The organism is Jejubacter calystegiae (genome assembly GCF_005671395.1).
Classification (GTDB): Bacteria; Pseudomonadota; Gammaproteobacteria; order Enterobacterales; family Enterobacteriaceae; genus Jejubacter; species Jejubacter calystegiae.
In genome coordinates, this window is record NZ_CP040428.1 from 1,310,042 (window position 1) to 1,324,423 (window position 14,382).

A 14,382-nucleotide genomic window follows, 5' to 3' on the forward strand; every position below is an offset into this window, starting at 1 on the left:
AGGCATTTTACCTGCGGAGATATTTTTACGTTATTAACGCTGCGGGCGCGTCTGAATTCCGGACTGATTTACTGACGGCCGGAATGGCCAAAGCCGCCTTCGCCACGGTCGGTGACGTCGAAGGATTCAACCAGGTTAAATTCCGCCTGAACAACCGGAACAAATACCATCTGGGCGATGCGTTCGCCCGGCTCGATAGTAAAGCTATCCTGACCGCGATTCCATACGGAGACCATGAGCTGACCCTGATAGTCGGAATCGATAAGCCCTACCAGGTTACCCAGTACAACGCCGTGCTTGTGGCCCAGGCCGGAGCGCGGAAGAATCACGGCAGCAAGGCTTGGGTCGGCGATATGAATGGCCAGACCGGTAGGCAGAAGCGTGGTTGCACCCGGCGCCAGTTCTACGGCGTCGTCCAGACAGGCACGCAGGTCAAGTCCGGCGGAGCCAGAGGTGGCATAAGTTGGTAGCGGAAACTGCTGACCAACGCGCGGGTCCAGAATCTTAACGTCGATTTTTTTCATCATAACGGGTAACAATCTCGTCGAGTAACTGATGGCCAAGGAGAGACTTCCGCCCATGCGGCAGGATCTTATCTCCCCCCTGCCAGAAAAGATGCAGCGCATTGCTATCGCTATTAAATCCCTGATCAGACTGGGAAACATCGTTAGCGCAAATCAGATCGAGGTTTTTCCTCTCGCGTTTTTGCCGGGCATATTCTTCCACATTATTTGTTTCTGCGGCAAACCCAACAACGTAGGGTCGTCTGGTTTTTAAGGCTGCTACCCCGGCGACAATATCCGGGTTTTTGACCATTTTTATTGTTAATTCATCGCCTTGCTTTTTGATTTTCTCATCAGCGATTGCGGCAGCGCGGTAGTCGGCCACTGCGGCGCAGCCGATAAAAATATGCTGTTGCGCTGCGTGCTGTTGTACGGCAGCTTCCATCTCCAGGGCGGAAGTGACGTCGATACGTTTTACCCAGGGCGGCGTGGCCAGGGAAACCGGCCCGGCCACCAGGGTGACATTCGCGCCACGCGCAGCGGCGGCGGCGGCAATGGCAAACCCCATCTTACCCGAGCTGTGATTGGTGATATAGCGCACCGGATCCAGCGGTTCGCGGGTTGGGCCGGCGGTAATCATGATATTCAGATGCTGGAGGTCTTTCGCTGGCGCGAAGTGATGCCCTGCCATATCGACGATGGTGAGCGGATCGAGCATGCGTCCGGGACCGATGTCGCCGCAGGCCTGGCTGCCGCTGTCCGGCCCCCAGATTAACAGTTCGCGGTCGGCCAGGACCCCAAGATTATGCTGGGTGGCGGCGGCGCGATACATCTGTTGGTTCATGGCAGGTACGACCGCAACTGGCGCAGGCGTCGCCAGGCAGAGGGTGGAGACCAGATCGTTGGCCATGCCTGCGGCAATCCGGGCGATGAGGTCGGCAGTGGCAGGGGCCAGAATCACCAGATCGGCCCATTTACCCAGCTCGATATGTCCCATAGCCGCTTCTGCTGCGGGATCCAGCAGGCTATCGGATACCGGGTAGCCGGAAACGGCCTGCAGGCTCATAGGCGTAATAAAGGCTTTGGCCGCATCGGTCATGGCCACACGTACCTCAGCGCCGTGCTCCCGCAGACGGCGTACCAGTTCGGGCGCTTTATAGGCAGCGATGCCGCCGCTAATTCCCAGAACGATTTTCTTGCCGGAAAGCCCCATCATCATTGGTTCCTGTAGTCATTTTCAGTCAGTGTAATGGCCTCATTTTACCATAACCCTTGCATCGTGATCGGCGTGTGCATTGCGAGATGTGCCGCAAATTGTTTGTTTCTTGCTCGACGCCATGTGGACTCTTACGACAAAATAACTGTAATTATATACAGTATTTGAGAAGGAGGACAGTATGGATGGCGAATTATCGATTCTGCCGCGGGAAAAGCTGTTGTGTTATGGTGCCAGCGCGCTGACGGATGTTGAACTGCTGGCTCTTTTTCTGCGCACAGGCAGACCGGGAATGCATGTGCTGGAATTATCGAACAGATTACTTCAGCATTTTTGTTCGTTGCGACGGCTACTGACTGCTGAACTGGATGATTTTAAAGTCGTTGGCGGTATTGGGCACGCTAAATATACGCAGCTCAGGGCTATTGCGGAGCTGGCGCGACGCTATCATGCGTCTCAGATGGAAGAGGAGAAACCGTTACTTAACCCTGAAATGGTGCGCTATTTTTTGCAGGGCCAGCTGGCGGATGAAGAGCGGGAAATTTTTATGGTGCTGTTTCTGGATAATCGTAATCGGGTTATCAGCCACGGTCGGTTATTTTCCGGCACGCTAAGCCATGTGGAGGTTCATCCGCGGGAAATTGTCCGCGAAGCGTTGAAACATAATGCGGCGGCGGTGATTCTGGCCCATAATCATCCTTCGGGCAAAGCGGAACCCAGCCGCGCCGACCGGCTACTGACGGAAAATATCGTCAGGAGCTGTAATTTGATGGAGATTCGGGTGCTGGATCACCTGGTTATCGGCCGCGGAGAGAGCATCTCTTTTGCCGAACGCGGGTGGATTTAGAGCAGATCGCGCGATCCTTCGGGATCTTTATCTGTTCGGGACTTGAGCACATCCCTGACACAGCGTATACTACGCCACCTTTGAGAATCTCGGGTTTGGCATTTGGGCCTGGCATACGCGGTTCAAATGAACTGCAGGACCAGGCCAACAGCAGGCCTGACGAGGCTGCCAATACCCTATACGAAGCTCGAGCTAATTTGATTTTTGGAGAATAGACATGTCCCGAGTCTGCCAAGTTACTGGCAAGCGTCCGGTGACCGGTAATAACCGTTCCCACGCACTGAACGCGACTAAGCGCCGTTTCCTGCCGAACCTGCACTCTCACCGTTTCTGGGTTGAGAGCGAGAAGCGTTTCGTCACCCTGCGTGTATCTGCTAAAGGTATGCGTGTTATCGATAAAAAAGGCATCGACACCGTTCTGGCGGAACTGCGTGCCCGCGGCGAGAAGTACTAAGAGGAACTGAATCATGGCTAAAGGTATTCGCGAGAAGATCAAGCTGGTTTCTTCTGCCGGTACTGGTCACTTCTACACGACCACTAAGAACAAACGTACTAAGCCGGAAAAACTGGAACTGAAGAAATTCGATCCGGTTGTCCGTCAGCACGTGATGTACAAAGAAGCTAAAATCAAATAATTTTAGTGGATTGTACGAAAACCCGGCTTCGGCCGGGTTTTTTTGTTTCCGGGGTATGGGAGGAGAGCATGCCGGAATTACCGGAGGTGGAAACCAGCCGTCGCGGTATTGAGCCGCACCTGGTGGGGGAGACTATTCTCCACGCCGTCGTTCGCAATGGGCGTCTGCGCTGGCCGGTCTCTGAAGAAATTTACAGACTCAGCGATCGGCCAGTCCTGAGCGTGCAGAGGCGGGCGAAATACCTGCTGCTGGAGCTGGCAGAGGGCTGGATTATTATTCATCTGGGGATGTCAGGTAGTCTGCGAGTCCTGCCTTCTGAACTTCCCCCGGGTAAGCATGACCATGTCGATCTGGTTCTGAGCAACGGCAAGGTGCTGCGCTATACCGATCCGCGCCGTTTTGGGGCATGGCTATGGGCGAAGGTGCCTCTGCAGCATAGCGTACTGGCGCATCTTGGGCCGGAGCCGCTTAGCGATGCCTTTAACGGCACCTGGCTGCATGAAAAGAGCGCTCGTAAAAAAATTGCGATTAAACCGTGGCTGATGGATAACAAGCTGGTCGTCGGCGTGGGAAATATCTATGCCAGCGAATCTCTATTTGCCGCCAGGATCCATCCCGATCGTCTGGCGAGTTCGCTCTCTGTGGAGGAGTGCGAGCGGCTGTCACAGGCGATTAAAGCCGTGCTGCAACGTTCGATAGAGCAGGGCGGCACCACGCTGCGTGACTTTTTGCAAAGCGATGGCAAGCCGGGATATTTCGCTCAGGAGCTACAGGTTTATGGGCGGGAAGGAGAGCCATGCCGCAACTGTGGAACGCCGGTTGCGGCCGGGAAGCACGGGCAACGCCGTACGTACTGGTGCAGGCGCTGCCAGCACTAGCCGTGCAGCTTTTCCAGCAGGGCGGTACGTACGTGCTCAGGCAGGAAGTGCGCCACATCGCCATGGTGGCGCGCGACCTCTTTCACCAGTGAAGAGGAAACAAAAGACCATTCCGGAGCAGGCATCAGGAAGACGCTCTCCAGCTCTGGCATCAGGTGGCGATTCATGTTCGCCAACTGTATTTCATATTCGAAGTCGGCAACGGCACGCAAACCCCGCACCAGAATATTGGCCTGTTGCGTGCGGGCGAAGTTGGCCATCAGATCGCTAAACCCCACCACTTCAACGTTATCCAGGTGCGACAGCGCCTGCTTTGCCAGGTCGACGCGCTCGGCAAGGGTGAAAATCGTCTTTTTATGCGGGCTGGCAGCAATGGCAAGAATCACGCTGTCGAACATCTTCGCGGCACGGCAGACAATATCGATGTGGCCATTGGTGATGGGATCGAAGGTTCCGGGATAGATAGCGCGTTGTTGCATGATAGCCCCTTAATGCATCCTGGTGGGTAAGTAAGGATCCAGTAACTGCAGAAGCCGCTGTAGCGCACCCTGATTCTGGTATAGCACCTCGACGGCATGGCGGCCATAGTAACTGCGATAATCCTCATCAGAGAGCAGAGAACTCATCTCCTTCACCAGCGATGTGGCGTCGGTAACGGTGATTAGCCCGTTTGCCTGCTCAAGACGCGCGCAGATATCCTTAAAGTTGAAAATATGGGGCCCCATTAGTACCGGAATGGCGTGGGCAGCAGGCTCCAGAGGATTATGACCGCCGCGCTCAACCAGAGAGCCGCCGACAAAAGCCATATCTGCAATGCCATAGAGCAGCATCAGCTCGCCCATGCTATCGCCAATCACCACCTGGGTACTGCCGGATGGCACTTCACCAGAAGAACGGGTAATAAAGCTCAGACCCGCTTCTCGTACCAGATCAATGGCATCGGGGAAGCGTTCCGGATGGCGCGGTACCAGGATAAGCAGCAGATTGGGGTATTGCTTAAGCAACTGCTGATGAGCCGCCACGATAATGCTTTCTTCACCTTCGTGGGTGCTGGCGGCGATCCAGACCGGACGATGTGGAGCCCACTGGCGGCGTAAGGTAACGGATCTGGCGGCCATCTGCGGCGTGACGGAGATATCAAACTTCAGACTGCCGGTGATGGCAAGCTGTGAACGTTTGGCGCCAAGTTGAATAAAACGTTCACCGTCTTCTTCGTTCTGGGCGGCGATAAGCGTGATTCGACGCATTAGCGTACGCACAAAGCGCCCCAGTTTGGCATAACCTTTTGCCGAGCGTTCAGAAAGACGAGCGTTAGCAATAACCAGTGGGATCTGACGACGATGCAGTGCAGAAATCAGATTTGGCCACAGCTCGGTTTCCATAATCAGCACCAGCCGGGGATCGACCCGATCGAGAAAGCGGTTTAATGCATCTGGCAGATCGTAGGGCAGATAGACGTGTTGGACGTCGTCGCCGAAAGCGGAAAGCACGCGTTCAGAGCCGGTGGGAGTCATTGTTGTGACGGTAATCGGCAGGGAGGGGTGGCTATGGCGCAGGGCGCGAACCAGCGGAATTGCCGCCAGAGTTTCGCCAACCGAGACCGAATGCAGCATAATCCCGCCGCCTTTCAGCTCTTTATTATAGAAGCCGTAACGTTCTCCCCAGCGCTTGCGATAGGCTGGTGCCTTACGACCACGCAGCCAAAGCCGAATCCAGATTAGCGGTTGGATTAGGTAAAGCAGCGTCGTGTAAAGCAATTGGAGCATAGTACATTCTTGTGCTGGGAACTTGCAGGGGATTCTATGTATTTCACTCCGCCATTGCCATTACTTTCGCGGCATCCGGGAATTAGACTGGAAGATTTATTAATTAACGCTTTGTTTTAAAAGATTTTTGTTGGGGGTATTCCGGCCCAATAGAAAGCGCATAAAACCGTTTGCCTGTCTCTTTTTGGTACTCTTCAGTGTCGTGACAGAAAATTCTTCATATCATTGAAATAAAGGGAAAATTAATTTATTCGCGCAAAAAACATTCAACTCGGCTTAATGCAGAGGAAGTGGTACACTAGCGGACTAAATTTAAGAAGCGGGTCAGTGAACAGGTAGCTGTAAAGCCTGGGGCGGTAGCGTACCCTTTTGTTGCGACTGGCAGTGTCTGATTAGCTAAAGAGATGCTTGTGGAAAAGTCATTTAACAGAATTCTCATCATCAAAATGCGTTTTCATGGGGATATGCTGCTAACCACGCCGGTTATCAGCACGCTTAAGCGGCGTTACCCCGATGCGCAAATAGATGTTCTGCTCTACCAGGATACCATCCCGATTCTTTCAGAAAATCCGGAGATTCATGCCCTGTATGGCATGGCGAAAAAAGGGTCAGGAACCAAAGAGAAAATAAGTAATTTTCTGAGCCTGGTTAAGACGCTGCGTGCCCGACGTTATGATCTGATCGTGAATTTGACCGATCAGTGGATGGTTTCGTTACTGGTGCGGTTATTGCCTGCCCGACTCAAACTCTCTCAGGATTACCATCACCGGCAGTCCGCTTTCTGGAAAAACAGTTTTACCAATATGGTGCCGATTCAGGGGGAGCATATTGTTGAACGCAATCTTTCGGTGCTGGCGCCTCTGGATGTGACCGATTATTACCGTGACACAACGATGAGCTATCGACCCGAGCACTGGGAAAAACTTCGTACTCAACTGGCAGAGCAGGACATCACCGGGCAATATGTGGTGATCCAGCCGACAGCCAGACAGCTGTTTAAATGCTGGGACGACGAGAAATTTTCTGAAGTAGTCGATGCGTTGCAACAGCGTGGTTATGCTGTGGTGCTGACCTGCGGGCCCGGGGAAGAGGATTTAGCCTGTGTCAGACGCATCGCCGAAGGATGCCAGCATAAGCCTGTGACGGCGCTGGCGGGTAAAACGCGATTCCCGGAACTGGCTGCGCTAATCGATCATGCCGCGCTCTTTATTGGCGTCGATTCTGCCCCGATGCATATTGCCGCGGCGGTAAAAACGCCGATCGTCTGTCTGTTTGGCGCCACCGACCATGTGTTCTGGCGTCCCTGGTCGGATAACGCGATTCAACTTTGGGCGGGAGATTATCAACCTATGCCGGAACGTAAGGATCGGGATCGCAGTAAAAAATATCTCTCCGTTATTCCGGCACAGGATGTGATTGCCGCAGCGGATAAACTGCTGGCCGTTGCCCCGCAAGAGGCAACATCATGATTGTCGCGTTCTGTCTCTATAAATATTTTCCCTTTGGGGGCTTACAGCGCGACTTTCTGCGTATTGCTAACACGGTAGCGGCACGCGGCCACAAGGTTCGGGTTTACGTTCAGTCCTGGAGTGGCGAGAAGCCGGAAGCGCTTGAGATTATTCAGGTGCCGGTGACGTCCCGCACCAATCATGGGCGCAATACTCAATACTATGAGTGGGTACAGGTGCATTTGCAGCAGCACCCCGTAGATCGGGTGGTTGGATTTAACAAAATGCCGGGGCTGGATGTCTACTATGCGGCGGATGTCTGCTACGCCGAAAAAGTGGAACGAGAGAAAGGTTTTTTCTATCGCCTGACCGGGCGCTACAGGCATTATATGTCGTTTGAGCGGGCCACCTTCCAGCAGGGGGCAAAGACCGAGCTGTTGATGTTGACGGATAAGCAGATTGCCGATTTTCGTCGCCATTATCATACCGAGCCGGAGCGTTTTCATATTCTGCCGCCGGGTATCTATCCGGATCGCAGATACAGCAATCAACCCGCGGGTGCCCGTTTGACGGCGCGTGAGAAAAACGGAATTGCTCAGGATGATTACCTGGTACTGCAGGTGGGGTCCGATTTTAAACGTAAGGGCGTCGATCGCAGCATTCGGGCTGTGGCGTCGCTTCCAGAAGAGATTCGCCAGCGCACGTGCTTGATGGTAGTGGGGCAGGATAAGCCAGGACGCTTTGCACAACTTGCGGAACAGCTCTCTGTGGCTGACCAGGTCAGCTTCTTCAGCGGTCGTAATGATGTCGCGGAACTAATGGCGGCAGCCGATCTGCTGATTCATCCCGCTTACCAGGAAGCCGCGGGCATCGTGCTGCTGGAAGCCGTTGCTGCAGGTTTGCCGGTACTGGTTACCTCGGTGTGCGGCTATGCTTACTATATTGCGGATGGACAGTGCGGCGCTGTGATTCAGGAACCGTTCGAACAATCTCAGTTGAATGTGCGGCTGCTCGAAGGGTTACAGAATGAAGAGGTTCGTAAAACCTGGGCGGAAGCCGCTCGCTATTATGCCGACACGCAGGACTTATACAGCCTGCCGGAAAAGGCGGCTGATATCATAACAGGTAAGGGGCATGGTTGAATTAAAAGCGCCTTTTGACACGCTCTGGCTGGGTAAAGATGCCTTTGTTGAAGCGTCGCGGCTGCAGGGCGATGTGTTTCGCGAACTGGAAAGCAGGCGGACGATACGCTTCGAAGTGAATAACGCCAGCTATTTCCTGAAATGGCACCAGGGTACCACGCTTAAAGAGGCGATAAAAAACCTGATCTCCTTACGGCTGCCGGTATTGGGAGCTGACAGGGAATGGAATGCTATTCATCGTCTGAAGGCCCTTGGCGTTGATACGATGGAAGGAGTTGCATTTGGTCAGAAAGGAAGTAATCCGCTACGGCGCACCTCATTTATTATCACTGAAGATTTATCGCCCGCCATTAGTCTTGAGGATTATTGTGCCGACTGGATAATGAATCCCCCTGCACGGGATATTAAACGGATGCTGATTCGCCGCCTGGCAACTATGGTGCGCAAGATGCATCTGGGGGGGGTGAACCATCGGGACTGTTATCTGTGCCATTTTTTATTGCGGCAGCCGTTTAACGGAACCGAAGAGGATATGAAGCTTTCCGTTATCGATTTGCACCGTGCTCAAATTCGGCGGCAGGTACCACAACGCTGGCGCGATAAGGATCTGATTGGGCTTTATTTTTCATCCCTAGAGATAGGATTAACTTCCCGGGATGTATATCGTTTCTTACAGATCTATTTTAAACAACCTTTGCGAAATATTTTAAAAAATGAATCTGGATTATTTTTAACTGCTCACCGTAAAGCAGAAAAAATAAGAGAAAGAACAGTTAGGAAATCACTTTAGCCTGAGGTTGTTATGTATTTTCATGAGAGTGAAGTTATCAGGGATAAAATCATTCTTGGTAATGAGATAGATCACGGGAGTGAGACGCAACACATAGCTTATGGTACAGATGCGGGCTTTTTGATTGGTTGTGCGGTCTCGGTTGCATCAGTGCTTCAGAATAATAAAGATAAGACTTTTTGTTTTCATCTTTTTACTGATAAATGTGATAGCCAGAATATTTCTAAATTCCAACAGCTTTCTAAGGAGTTTTCTTCCTGCATCATTGTTTATATTATATCAACAGAAAGGCTGATTGGTTTGCCAAGTAATAAGTTATGGTCAACTGCAATTTATTACCGATTTATCATTGCTGATATTCTTCGTGAAAAATGTCAGCGGGTTTTATACCTTGACTCAGATATTATTTGTCAGGGGGATATTAGTGAGCTTTTTCTGGTTTCATTGGCAGATAACATCATCGCTGCATCTATCGATAGAAATAAGGAATGGTGGCAGAATAGAGCTCATGCCCTGAATATGCCAGAGTTAGAAAATGGGTATTTTAATAGTGGCGTGTTAGTTATTAATACTAATGGATGGGCATCTTTTAACCTTAGTGAAAAAGCCATATCACTATTGTCAGACGATAACGTAGTTCCCAGGCTAGGATATTATGATCAGGATGTTTTAAATATTCTAACTTGTGGGAATGTATTATTTATTAATCCTATTTTCAATACTCAATATAGTTTGAATTATGAGTTAAAAGATCATCCAGATTGCCCAATAGAAGATACAACAAAGCTGATTCACTACGTGGGACCAACTAAACCATGGCATATTTGGGCAAAAGATTATCTTGCTGCGAGACCCTTCGTGCAAGCAAAAGAGGCCTCCCCATGGTGTGATACCCCGTACCAAAAACCATCAACTGCGATGCAGTATCGTTATGCAGCAAAACACAGTCTGAAGGCAGGGGAATATATTGCTGGTGCTTGTTTTTATTACTCCTATATCTTTTGTAAAATATTTAAATGAAAGCTGACACGATGAATTACAATATAAGTTCGGCAATAGTATCCACCACTTGTATCGATTACTCAGAAAGTGATTGTTCGGATTGGTTTCATGTTACATGGGGTGTTGATGAAAACTATCAATTTGGTGTTGCTATATCTGCAACGTCACTCCTGATTCATAATCAACATATCCATTTTTGTTTTCACATTTTTCTGGATACAGTCTCTGATCATTATCTTGAAAAAATGCATCAGTTAGCAAAGGATTTCAGTATCCGAATTGTAATATATACGGTCTCGTCAGAGATATTCTCAAAATTACCCAGCACTCGAATCTGGTCGTATGCGATGTATTTTCGGTTGCTTGGTTTTGAGTATTTAGGCAGTCTTTGCCCAAAGGTATTATATCTGGATGCAGATGTTATTTGTAAAGAAAGGATAGACGAATTACACCAACTTGACTTTGGTGATAAAGTTGCGGCTGTTGTCAAGGATATATCATCTACCCAAAGTAAGAGTATAAAAAAACTGGGGATGGAACATCTTACCAACCTGGAGTATTTTAATTCCGGGGTTATGTATGTTGATCTCGAAAAATGGCAGTATGGTGATTTTACCAATAAGGTTCTGGACTTATTATTTGATCCAAATGTTGGGGGGAAGGTTAAATATCCTGATCAGGATGCGCTTAATATTGTAATGAGTGGAAAGTTGATTTATCTATCAGAACGGTATAATAAAATCTATTCATTAAAAAATGAACTGTCTGACAAGACTCATTCCCTTTATTTAAATACGATCAAAAAAGACACGATATTTATTCATTATACTGGAATTACTAAGCCATGGCACAAATGGGCTAATTATCCATCTGCCAATTATTTTTATACTGCATACAAACAGTCTCCATGGTGTAATGATGCATTGAAATTGGCCTGTACCCTTCCAGAGAAGCAGAAAAGATATAAGCATGAAATAAATCAAGGACATTATTTTAAAGGGATTATTTCCTGTGCCGAGTATAATATAAATAAATTTTTTGTCAGGTGGTCATAAGAAATGATAAGCGAGTATAAGTATAAAGGACTTTCAGTATACGTTAAGGATAACGATGAAAGGTATAAAAACATACTCAGCGACGTCTTATCGTATAATATTAATACGCTTAAAATATTGCGCAGCATCGAGGATACTAAAGTATCTTTAATTGATACTCAATATGGTAAATTTATATTAAAATTCTTTGCGCCAAAAGAAAAGAAGACGGAGCGTTTCCTTAAATCTTTTGTTAAGGGTGACTATTATAAGAATTTGATTGTACAAACCAATCGAGTTAGGAATAAAGGTAACAGTTTTCCAAATGACTTTTATCTGTTAGCTGAACGTAAGATTTTCAATTATGCCAGTCTCTTTATTATGCTCATTGAGTATATTGACGGGACGGAGCTTAATGATATGGACTCTATTAGCGATGAAATCAAACAAGAAATAAAAACGTCAATGGAAAACCTGCATTCAGATAGGATGCTATCGGGGGATCCTCATAAAGGAAATTTCATAGTAAGTTCGTCTGGAGTCCGGATTATCGATCTCTCGGGTAAAGGATGTAACTCGCAGCGAATGGCGAAGGATCGTATTGCTATGGAGCGCCATCTTGGAATAAAGAATGAGAAGAAAGATTTTGGTTATTATATGGTGATATATAAAGCCCGGGTGCGGCTGTTAATTAAAAAAATAAAAGGTAAAAAATAGCATTGAGGAGTAATATACGCATATGATTAAAAAAGTTGTTTTTACTGTAACTCCTATCTATTCCATTCCACCAAAATCTGCTGCTGCAGTTGAGACATGGATCTATAAAGTCGCTCAAAGGATATCAATAAAAAATAAAATTATCTGTATTAGAAATGAAGGGTATGAGGAAAAAACACATATTTCAGACAATTGTTCTATTTATAGGATAAAGTTTGGAAAAATATACACACGGTTGTTTAAGAAATGGACTCGACTAGATCCTTTTTCCTATGCAGTGAGAATTACTAGTACTTCAAAGAAATTTTTTGATAATGAATCATGTGATAATGCGATTATTGTACACAACAATATCAAATTATTTTTAAAGATAAACTCGCGAATTAAAAATGAAAATATAATATTGCACATGCATAATATGTTAGATCCTGCACCTTTACCCGAAAACGTTAAAATCATTGTTCCTAGCAAGTTTTTGAGCAATTGGTATGAGGAAAGAAAACCTCAGGCTTCTATTAAAATTGTACCCAATGGTTTTTCACTGGAAAATTATCAGCAGCTTCCTGAAAGCCAAGTTGTTAGATCTGAATGTGGTTTTAAAGAGAGTGATAAAATAATTTTATTTGCTGGAAGGTTTTCACCTGAAAAAGGAATTATTGAATTAATGCGTGCGGTAAAGATGCTTCATGAGAAAGATAGCAGTATTAGATTAGCATTAATAGGTAATCCTGAAGCTTCAATCAAAGGTGAGAAAGTAGCTTACCAGCAAGAGGTTAAAGATTTTGCTAAACAAAATATGACAGGATACTGTTTCTTTTTAGGGAGCAAGAGCCCTGATGAGATGCATAAATATTTCTCTCTGGCCGATCTTGTCGCAGTTCCCTCAATTGTTGATGAAGCTTTTTGTATGGTTGCTCTTGAGGGAATGGCAGCCGGTAAACCAGTAATAGTTTCTCCCCGGGGAGGTATGACTGAATTTGTGATAAATGGAGAGACAGGTTTTCATTTTAGCTCCCCTATGTCAGCAGAGAGTATGGCATCCGATCTGGATAAAGCGTTGAAGCATCCGAGAAGGTTAGAAATTGCTTCCTGTGCAAAAAATTATGCCTTTTCTCACTATACTTGGGAGCATGTCTCCAAGGACTTAGAAAGAGTCCTTGGAGAATGGTTTTAATGTTCGAGTTATGTATCAAGTCAATTTTTTTGATTCTTGTAACGCATGATAAGTAATAATCCTATGAGTATGCCAAGTGGTTTTATATCAACCAACTCAAACATTCCTCTTATAATGTAGAATCCAAAAAATGATACTGTAAGCATAAGATAAGTCATTTTATCAGGATCTGTTGTTCTGGAAATACTTTTGATAAGGGTTGTTAGTACTACAATTATTACACCCAAAAATGCCATGAGTCCTATAACTCCACAACCAAACCAAATATCTAAGTAAATATTGTGTGGTCCAATGGAATGTTTAAAAATCCAGTTGGGATGATCCTTTACTCTCTCATTGTATATATTGTGGAAAATATTTTTCCCATATCCATAACCTACTACTGGTTTTTCCATTATTAACTCTAAAGCTGTTCCTTGAGTACCATTACGATATCTGGCACTGCTATCAGTCTGGTGTATTTTATTTAATAGTTTAGTTGTGTATTGAGGTTGTATATTTTGTATAGCAATAAACCCTGCAAATGTTAAAAGTAACGATAAAGTAATTAATTTCCATTCTCGGTACGCAATAAGCCAAATAAGGCCCATTATTATGGTTGCGAGCCATGCTCCCCTGGCTAGAGTTCCCAGGCAGAGGATACAAAAAACCATAGTTAACAGAATAAAGATAGCTTTGATATCCACTCTTTTGTTATGCCATAACGGAATTAATCCTGGGAAAAGAAATACAAGTGCGTCAGATACATTGCGATATCTTGTTGACTCAAAAGGTATAATTCCATGTTGATAACCTAAAAAATATATATAGCCTTCAATTGCCATACGCATCGATAATGCAGATATGAAAGAAATGATAACTAACTTTATGATTCTTTCTTTGGTTTCGTAAAACAGGACTATTGGAATTAATAACGATGAAAGGAGGAAACCCTTAGTCAGCATATCTCCTTTCATAGCATCCCAACTAATTTTTATATCAGTGCTAAAGATTAGTGAATATAACATGCTGATGCAAAGTAATATTATCATCAACATAATTTTATTAAAAAAAACTCGAATAATTTTTTTGTTTCTTACAAGATAAATTATGGCTGTAATCAACATAAGTAGTGGAAGCGCATTTTTATAGCGTGTAATACCATCTATGAAATACGTAACAATGTATAGAAAAACCAGCCCTAGATTCCACAGACTTTGTTTTTTCAACTTTTTTCCAGGGTCTTCCAGT

The 14,382-nt window shown here is 46.6% G+C and carries 16 protein-coding genes; 11 read left to right on the top strand and 5 right to left on the bottom strand.

Translation table 11 applies throughout. The features are described from left to right. Positions 1 to 68 precede the first annotated feature (68 nt). Both dut and coaBC read right to left on the bottom strand, forming a co-directional pair. On the bottom strand, positions 69 to 527 hold the full coding sequence (dut, locus tag FEM41_RS06025) for a dUTP diphosphatase (RefSeq protein ID WP_168198766.1): 459 nt from the start codon (positions 525 to 527) through the stop codon (positions 69 to 71). Then, positions 505 to 1,716 carry a bifunctional phosphopantothenoylcysteine decarboxylase/phosphopantothenate--cysteine ligase CoaBC gene (coaBC, locus tag FEM41_RS06030; RefSeq protein WP_196240485.1) on the bottom strand — a complete coding sequence of 404 codons (1,212 nt, stop codon included), beginning with the start codon at positions 1,714 to 1,716 and terminating at the stop codon, positions 505 to 507. The genes dut and coaBC overlap by 23 nt, the downstream gene beginning before the upstream one ends. 184 nt (positions 1,717 to 1,900) lie before the next feature. On the opposite strand from coaBC, the gene radC reads away from it, so the two are divergent. The 4 genes from radC (at position 1,901) to mutM (ending at position 4,079) form a co-directional block, all read left to right on the top strand. Then, a complete protein-coding gene (radC, locus tag FEM41_RS06035; RefSeq protein WP_138095132.1) occupies positions 1,901 to 2,566 on the top strand; it encodes a RadC family protein in 666 nt (221 codons plus the stop codon). A gap of 217 nt (positions 2,567 to 2,783) precedes the next feature. Beyond that, positions 2,784 to 3,020: a 50S ribosomal protein L28 gene (gene rpmB / locus FEM41_RS06040; RefSeq protein ID WP_000091955.1), complete on the top strand. Its 237-nt coding sequence runs from the start codon at positions 2,784 to 2,786 to the stop codon at positions 3,018 to 3,020. Positions 3,021 to 3,033: 13 nt separating this feature from the next. Beyond that, positions 3,034 to 3,201 carry a 50S ribosomal protein L33 gene (gene rpmG, locus FEM41_RS06045; RefSeq protein ID WP_013094893.1) on the top strand — a complete coding sequence of 56 codons (168 nt, stop codon included), beginning with the start codon at positions 3,034 to 3,036 and terminating at the stop codon, positions 3,199 to 3,201. A gap of 68 nt (positions 3,202 to 3,269) precedes the next feature. Further along, positions 3,270 to 4,079 carry a bifunctional DNA-formamidopyrimidine glycosylase/DNA-(apurinic or apyrimidinic site) lyase gene (gene mutM, locus FEM41_RS06050; RefSeq protein WP_138095133.1) on the top strand — a complete coding sequence of 270 codons (810 nt, stop codon included), beginning with the start codon at positions 3,270 to 3,272 and terminating at the stop codon, positions 4,077 to 4,079. On the opposite strand, the gene coaD is transcribed toward mutM, so the two are convergent. Both coaD and waaA read right to left on the bottom strand, forming a co-directional pair. Continuing rightward, positions 4,076 to 4,558: a pantetheine-phosphate adenylyltransferase gene (coaD, locus tag FEM41_RS06055; RefSeq protein WP_138095134.1), complete on the bottom strand. Its 483-nt coding sequence runs from the start codon at positions 4,556 to 4,558 to the stop codon at positions 4,076 to 4,078. The genes mutM and coaD overlap by 4 nt on opposite strands. A 9-nt stretch (positions 4,559 to 4,567) precedes the next feature. Then, positions 4,568 to 5,845, bottom strand: coding sequence for a lipid IV(A) 3-deoxy-D-manno-octulosonic acid transferase (gene waaA / locus FEM41_RS06060; protein WP_138095135.1), 1,278 nt, complete (start codon positions 5,843 to 5,845; stop codon positions 4,568 to 4,570). A 410-nt stretch (positions 5,846 to 6,255) separates the two neighbouring features. Between waaA and rfaQ the strand changes: the two genes are divergently transcribed. From rfaQ to FEM41_RS06095, 7 genes are read left to right on the top strand one after another with little or no spacing between them, the layout of a single operon-like run. Next, positions 6,256 to 7,314 (top strand): lipopolysaccharide core heptosyltransferase RfaQ, encoded by a 1,059-nt coding sequence (gene rfaQ, locus FEM41_RS06065; RefSeq protein ID WP_138095136.1) that lies wholly within the window; start codon positions 6,256 to 6,258, stop codon positions 7,312 to 7,314. Continuing rightward, positions 7,311 to 8,435, top strand: a complete 1,125-nt coding sequence (locus tag FEM41_RS06070; protein WP_138095137.1) for a glycosyltransferase family 4 protein — start codon at positions 7,311 to 7,313, stop codon at positions 8,433 to 8,435. The genes rfaQ and FEM41_RS06070 overlap by 4 nt, the downstream gene beginning before the upstream one ends. Then, positions 8,428 to 9,225 carry a lipopolysaccharide core heptose(I) kinase RfaP gene (gene rfaP / locus FEM41_RS06075; protein WP_138095138.1) on the top strand — a complete coding sequence of 266 codons (798 nt, stop codon included), beginning with the start codon at positions 8,428 to 8,430 and terminating at the stop codon, positions 9,223 to 9,225. Before FEM41_RS06070 ends, rfaP begins: the two co-directional genes overlap by 8 nt. 12 nt (positions 9,226 to 9,237) lie before the next feature. Further along, positions 9,238 to 10,245: a glycosyltransferase gene (locus FEM41_RS06080; RefSeq protein ID WP_138095139.1), complete on the top strand. Its 1,008-nt coding sequence runs from the start codon at positions 9,238 to 9,240 to the stop codon at positions 10,243 to 10,245. An 11-nt stretch (positions 10,246 to 10,256) separates the two neighbouring features. Then, positions 10,257 to 11,282 (top strand): glycosyltransferase family 8 protein, encoded by a 1,026-nt coding sequence (locus FEM41_RS06085; RefSeq protein WP_168198767.1) that lies wholly within the window; start codon positions 10,257 to 10,259, stop codon positions 11,280 to 11,282. A gap of 3 nt (positions 11,283 to 11,285) precedes the next feature. Then, positions 11,286 to 11,978, top strand: a complete 693-nt coding sequence (rfaY, locus tag FEM41_RS06090; protein WP_138095141.1) for a lipopolysaccharide core heptose(II) kinase RfaY — start codon at positions 11,286 to 11,288, stop codon at positions 11,976 to 11,978. A gap of 22 nt (positions 11,979 to 12,000) precedes the next feature. Then, the gene (locus FEM41_RS06095) at positions 12,001 to 13,152 is read left to right on the top strand and encodes a glycosyltransferase (RefSeq protein WP_138095142.1); all 1,152 of its coding nucleotides are present in this window, start codon (positions 12,001 to 12,003) and stop codon (positions 13,150 to 13,152) included. A gap of 20 nt (positions 13,153 to 13,172) precedes the next feature. Here FEM41_RS06095 and rfaL read toward each other — a convergent pair whose 3' ends face one another. Then, positions 13,173 to 14,360, bottom strand: a complete 1,188-nt coding sequence (rfaL, locus tag FEM41_RS06100) for an O-antigen ligase RfaL (protein ID WP_168198768.1) — start codon at positions 14,358 to 14,360, stop codon at positions 13,173 to 13,175. Positions 14,361 to 14,382: the final 22 nt, after the last annotated feature.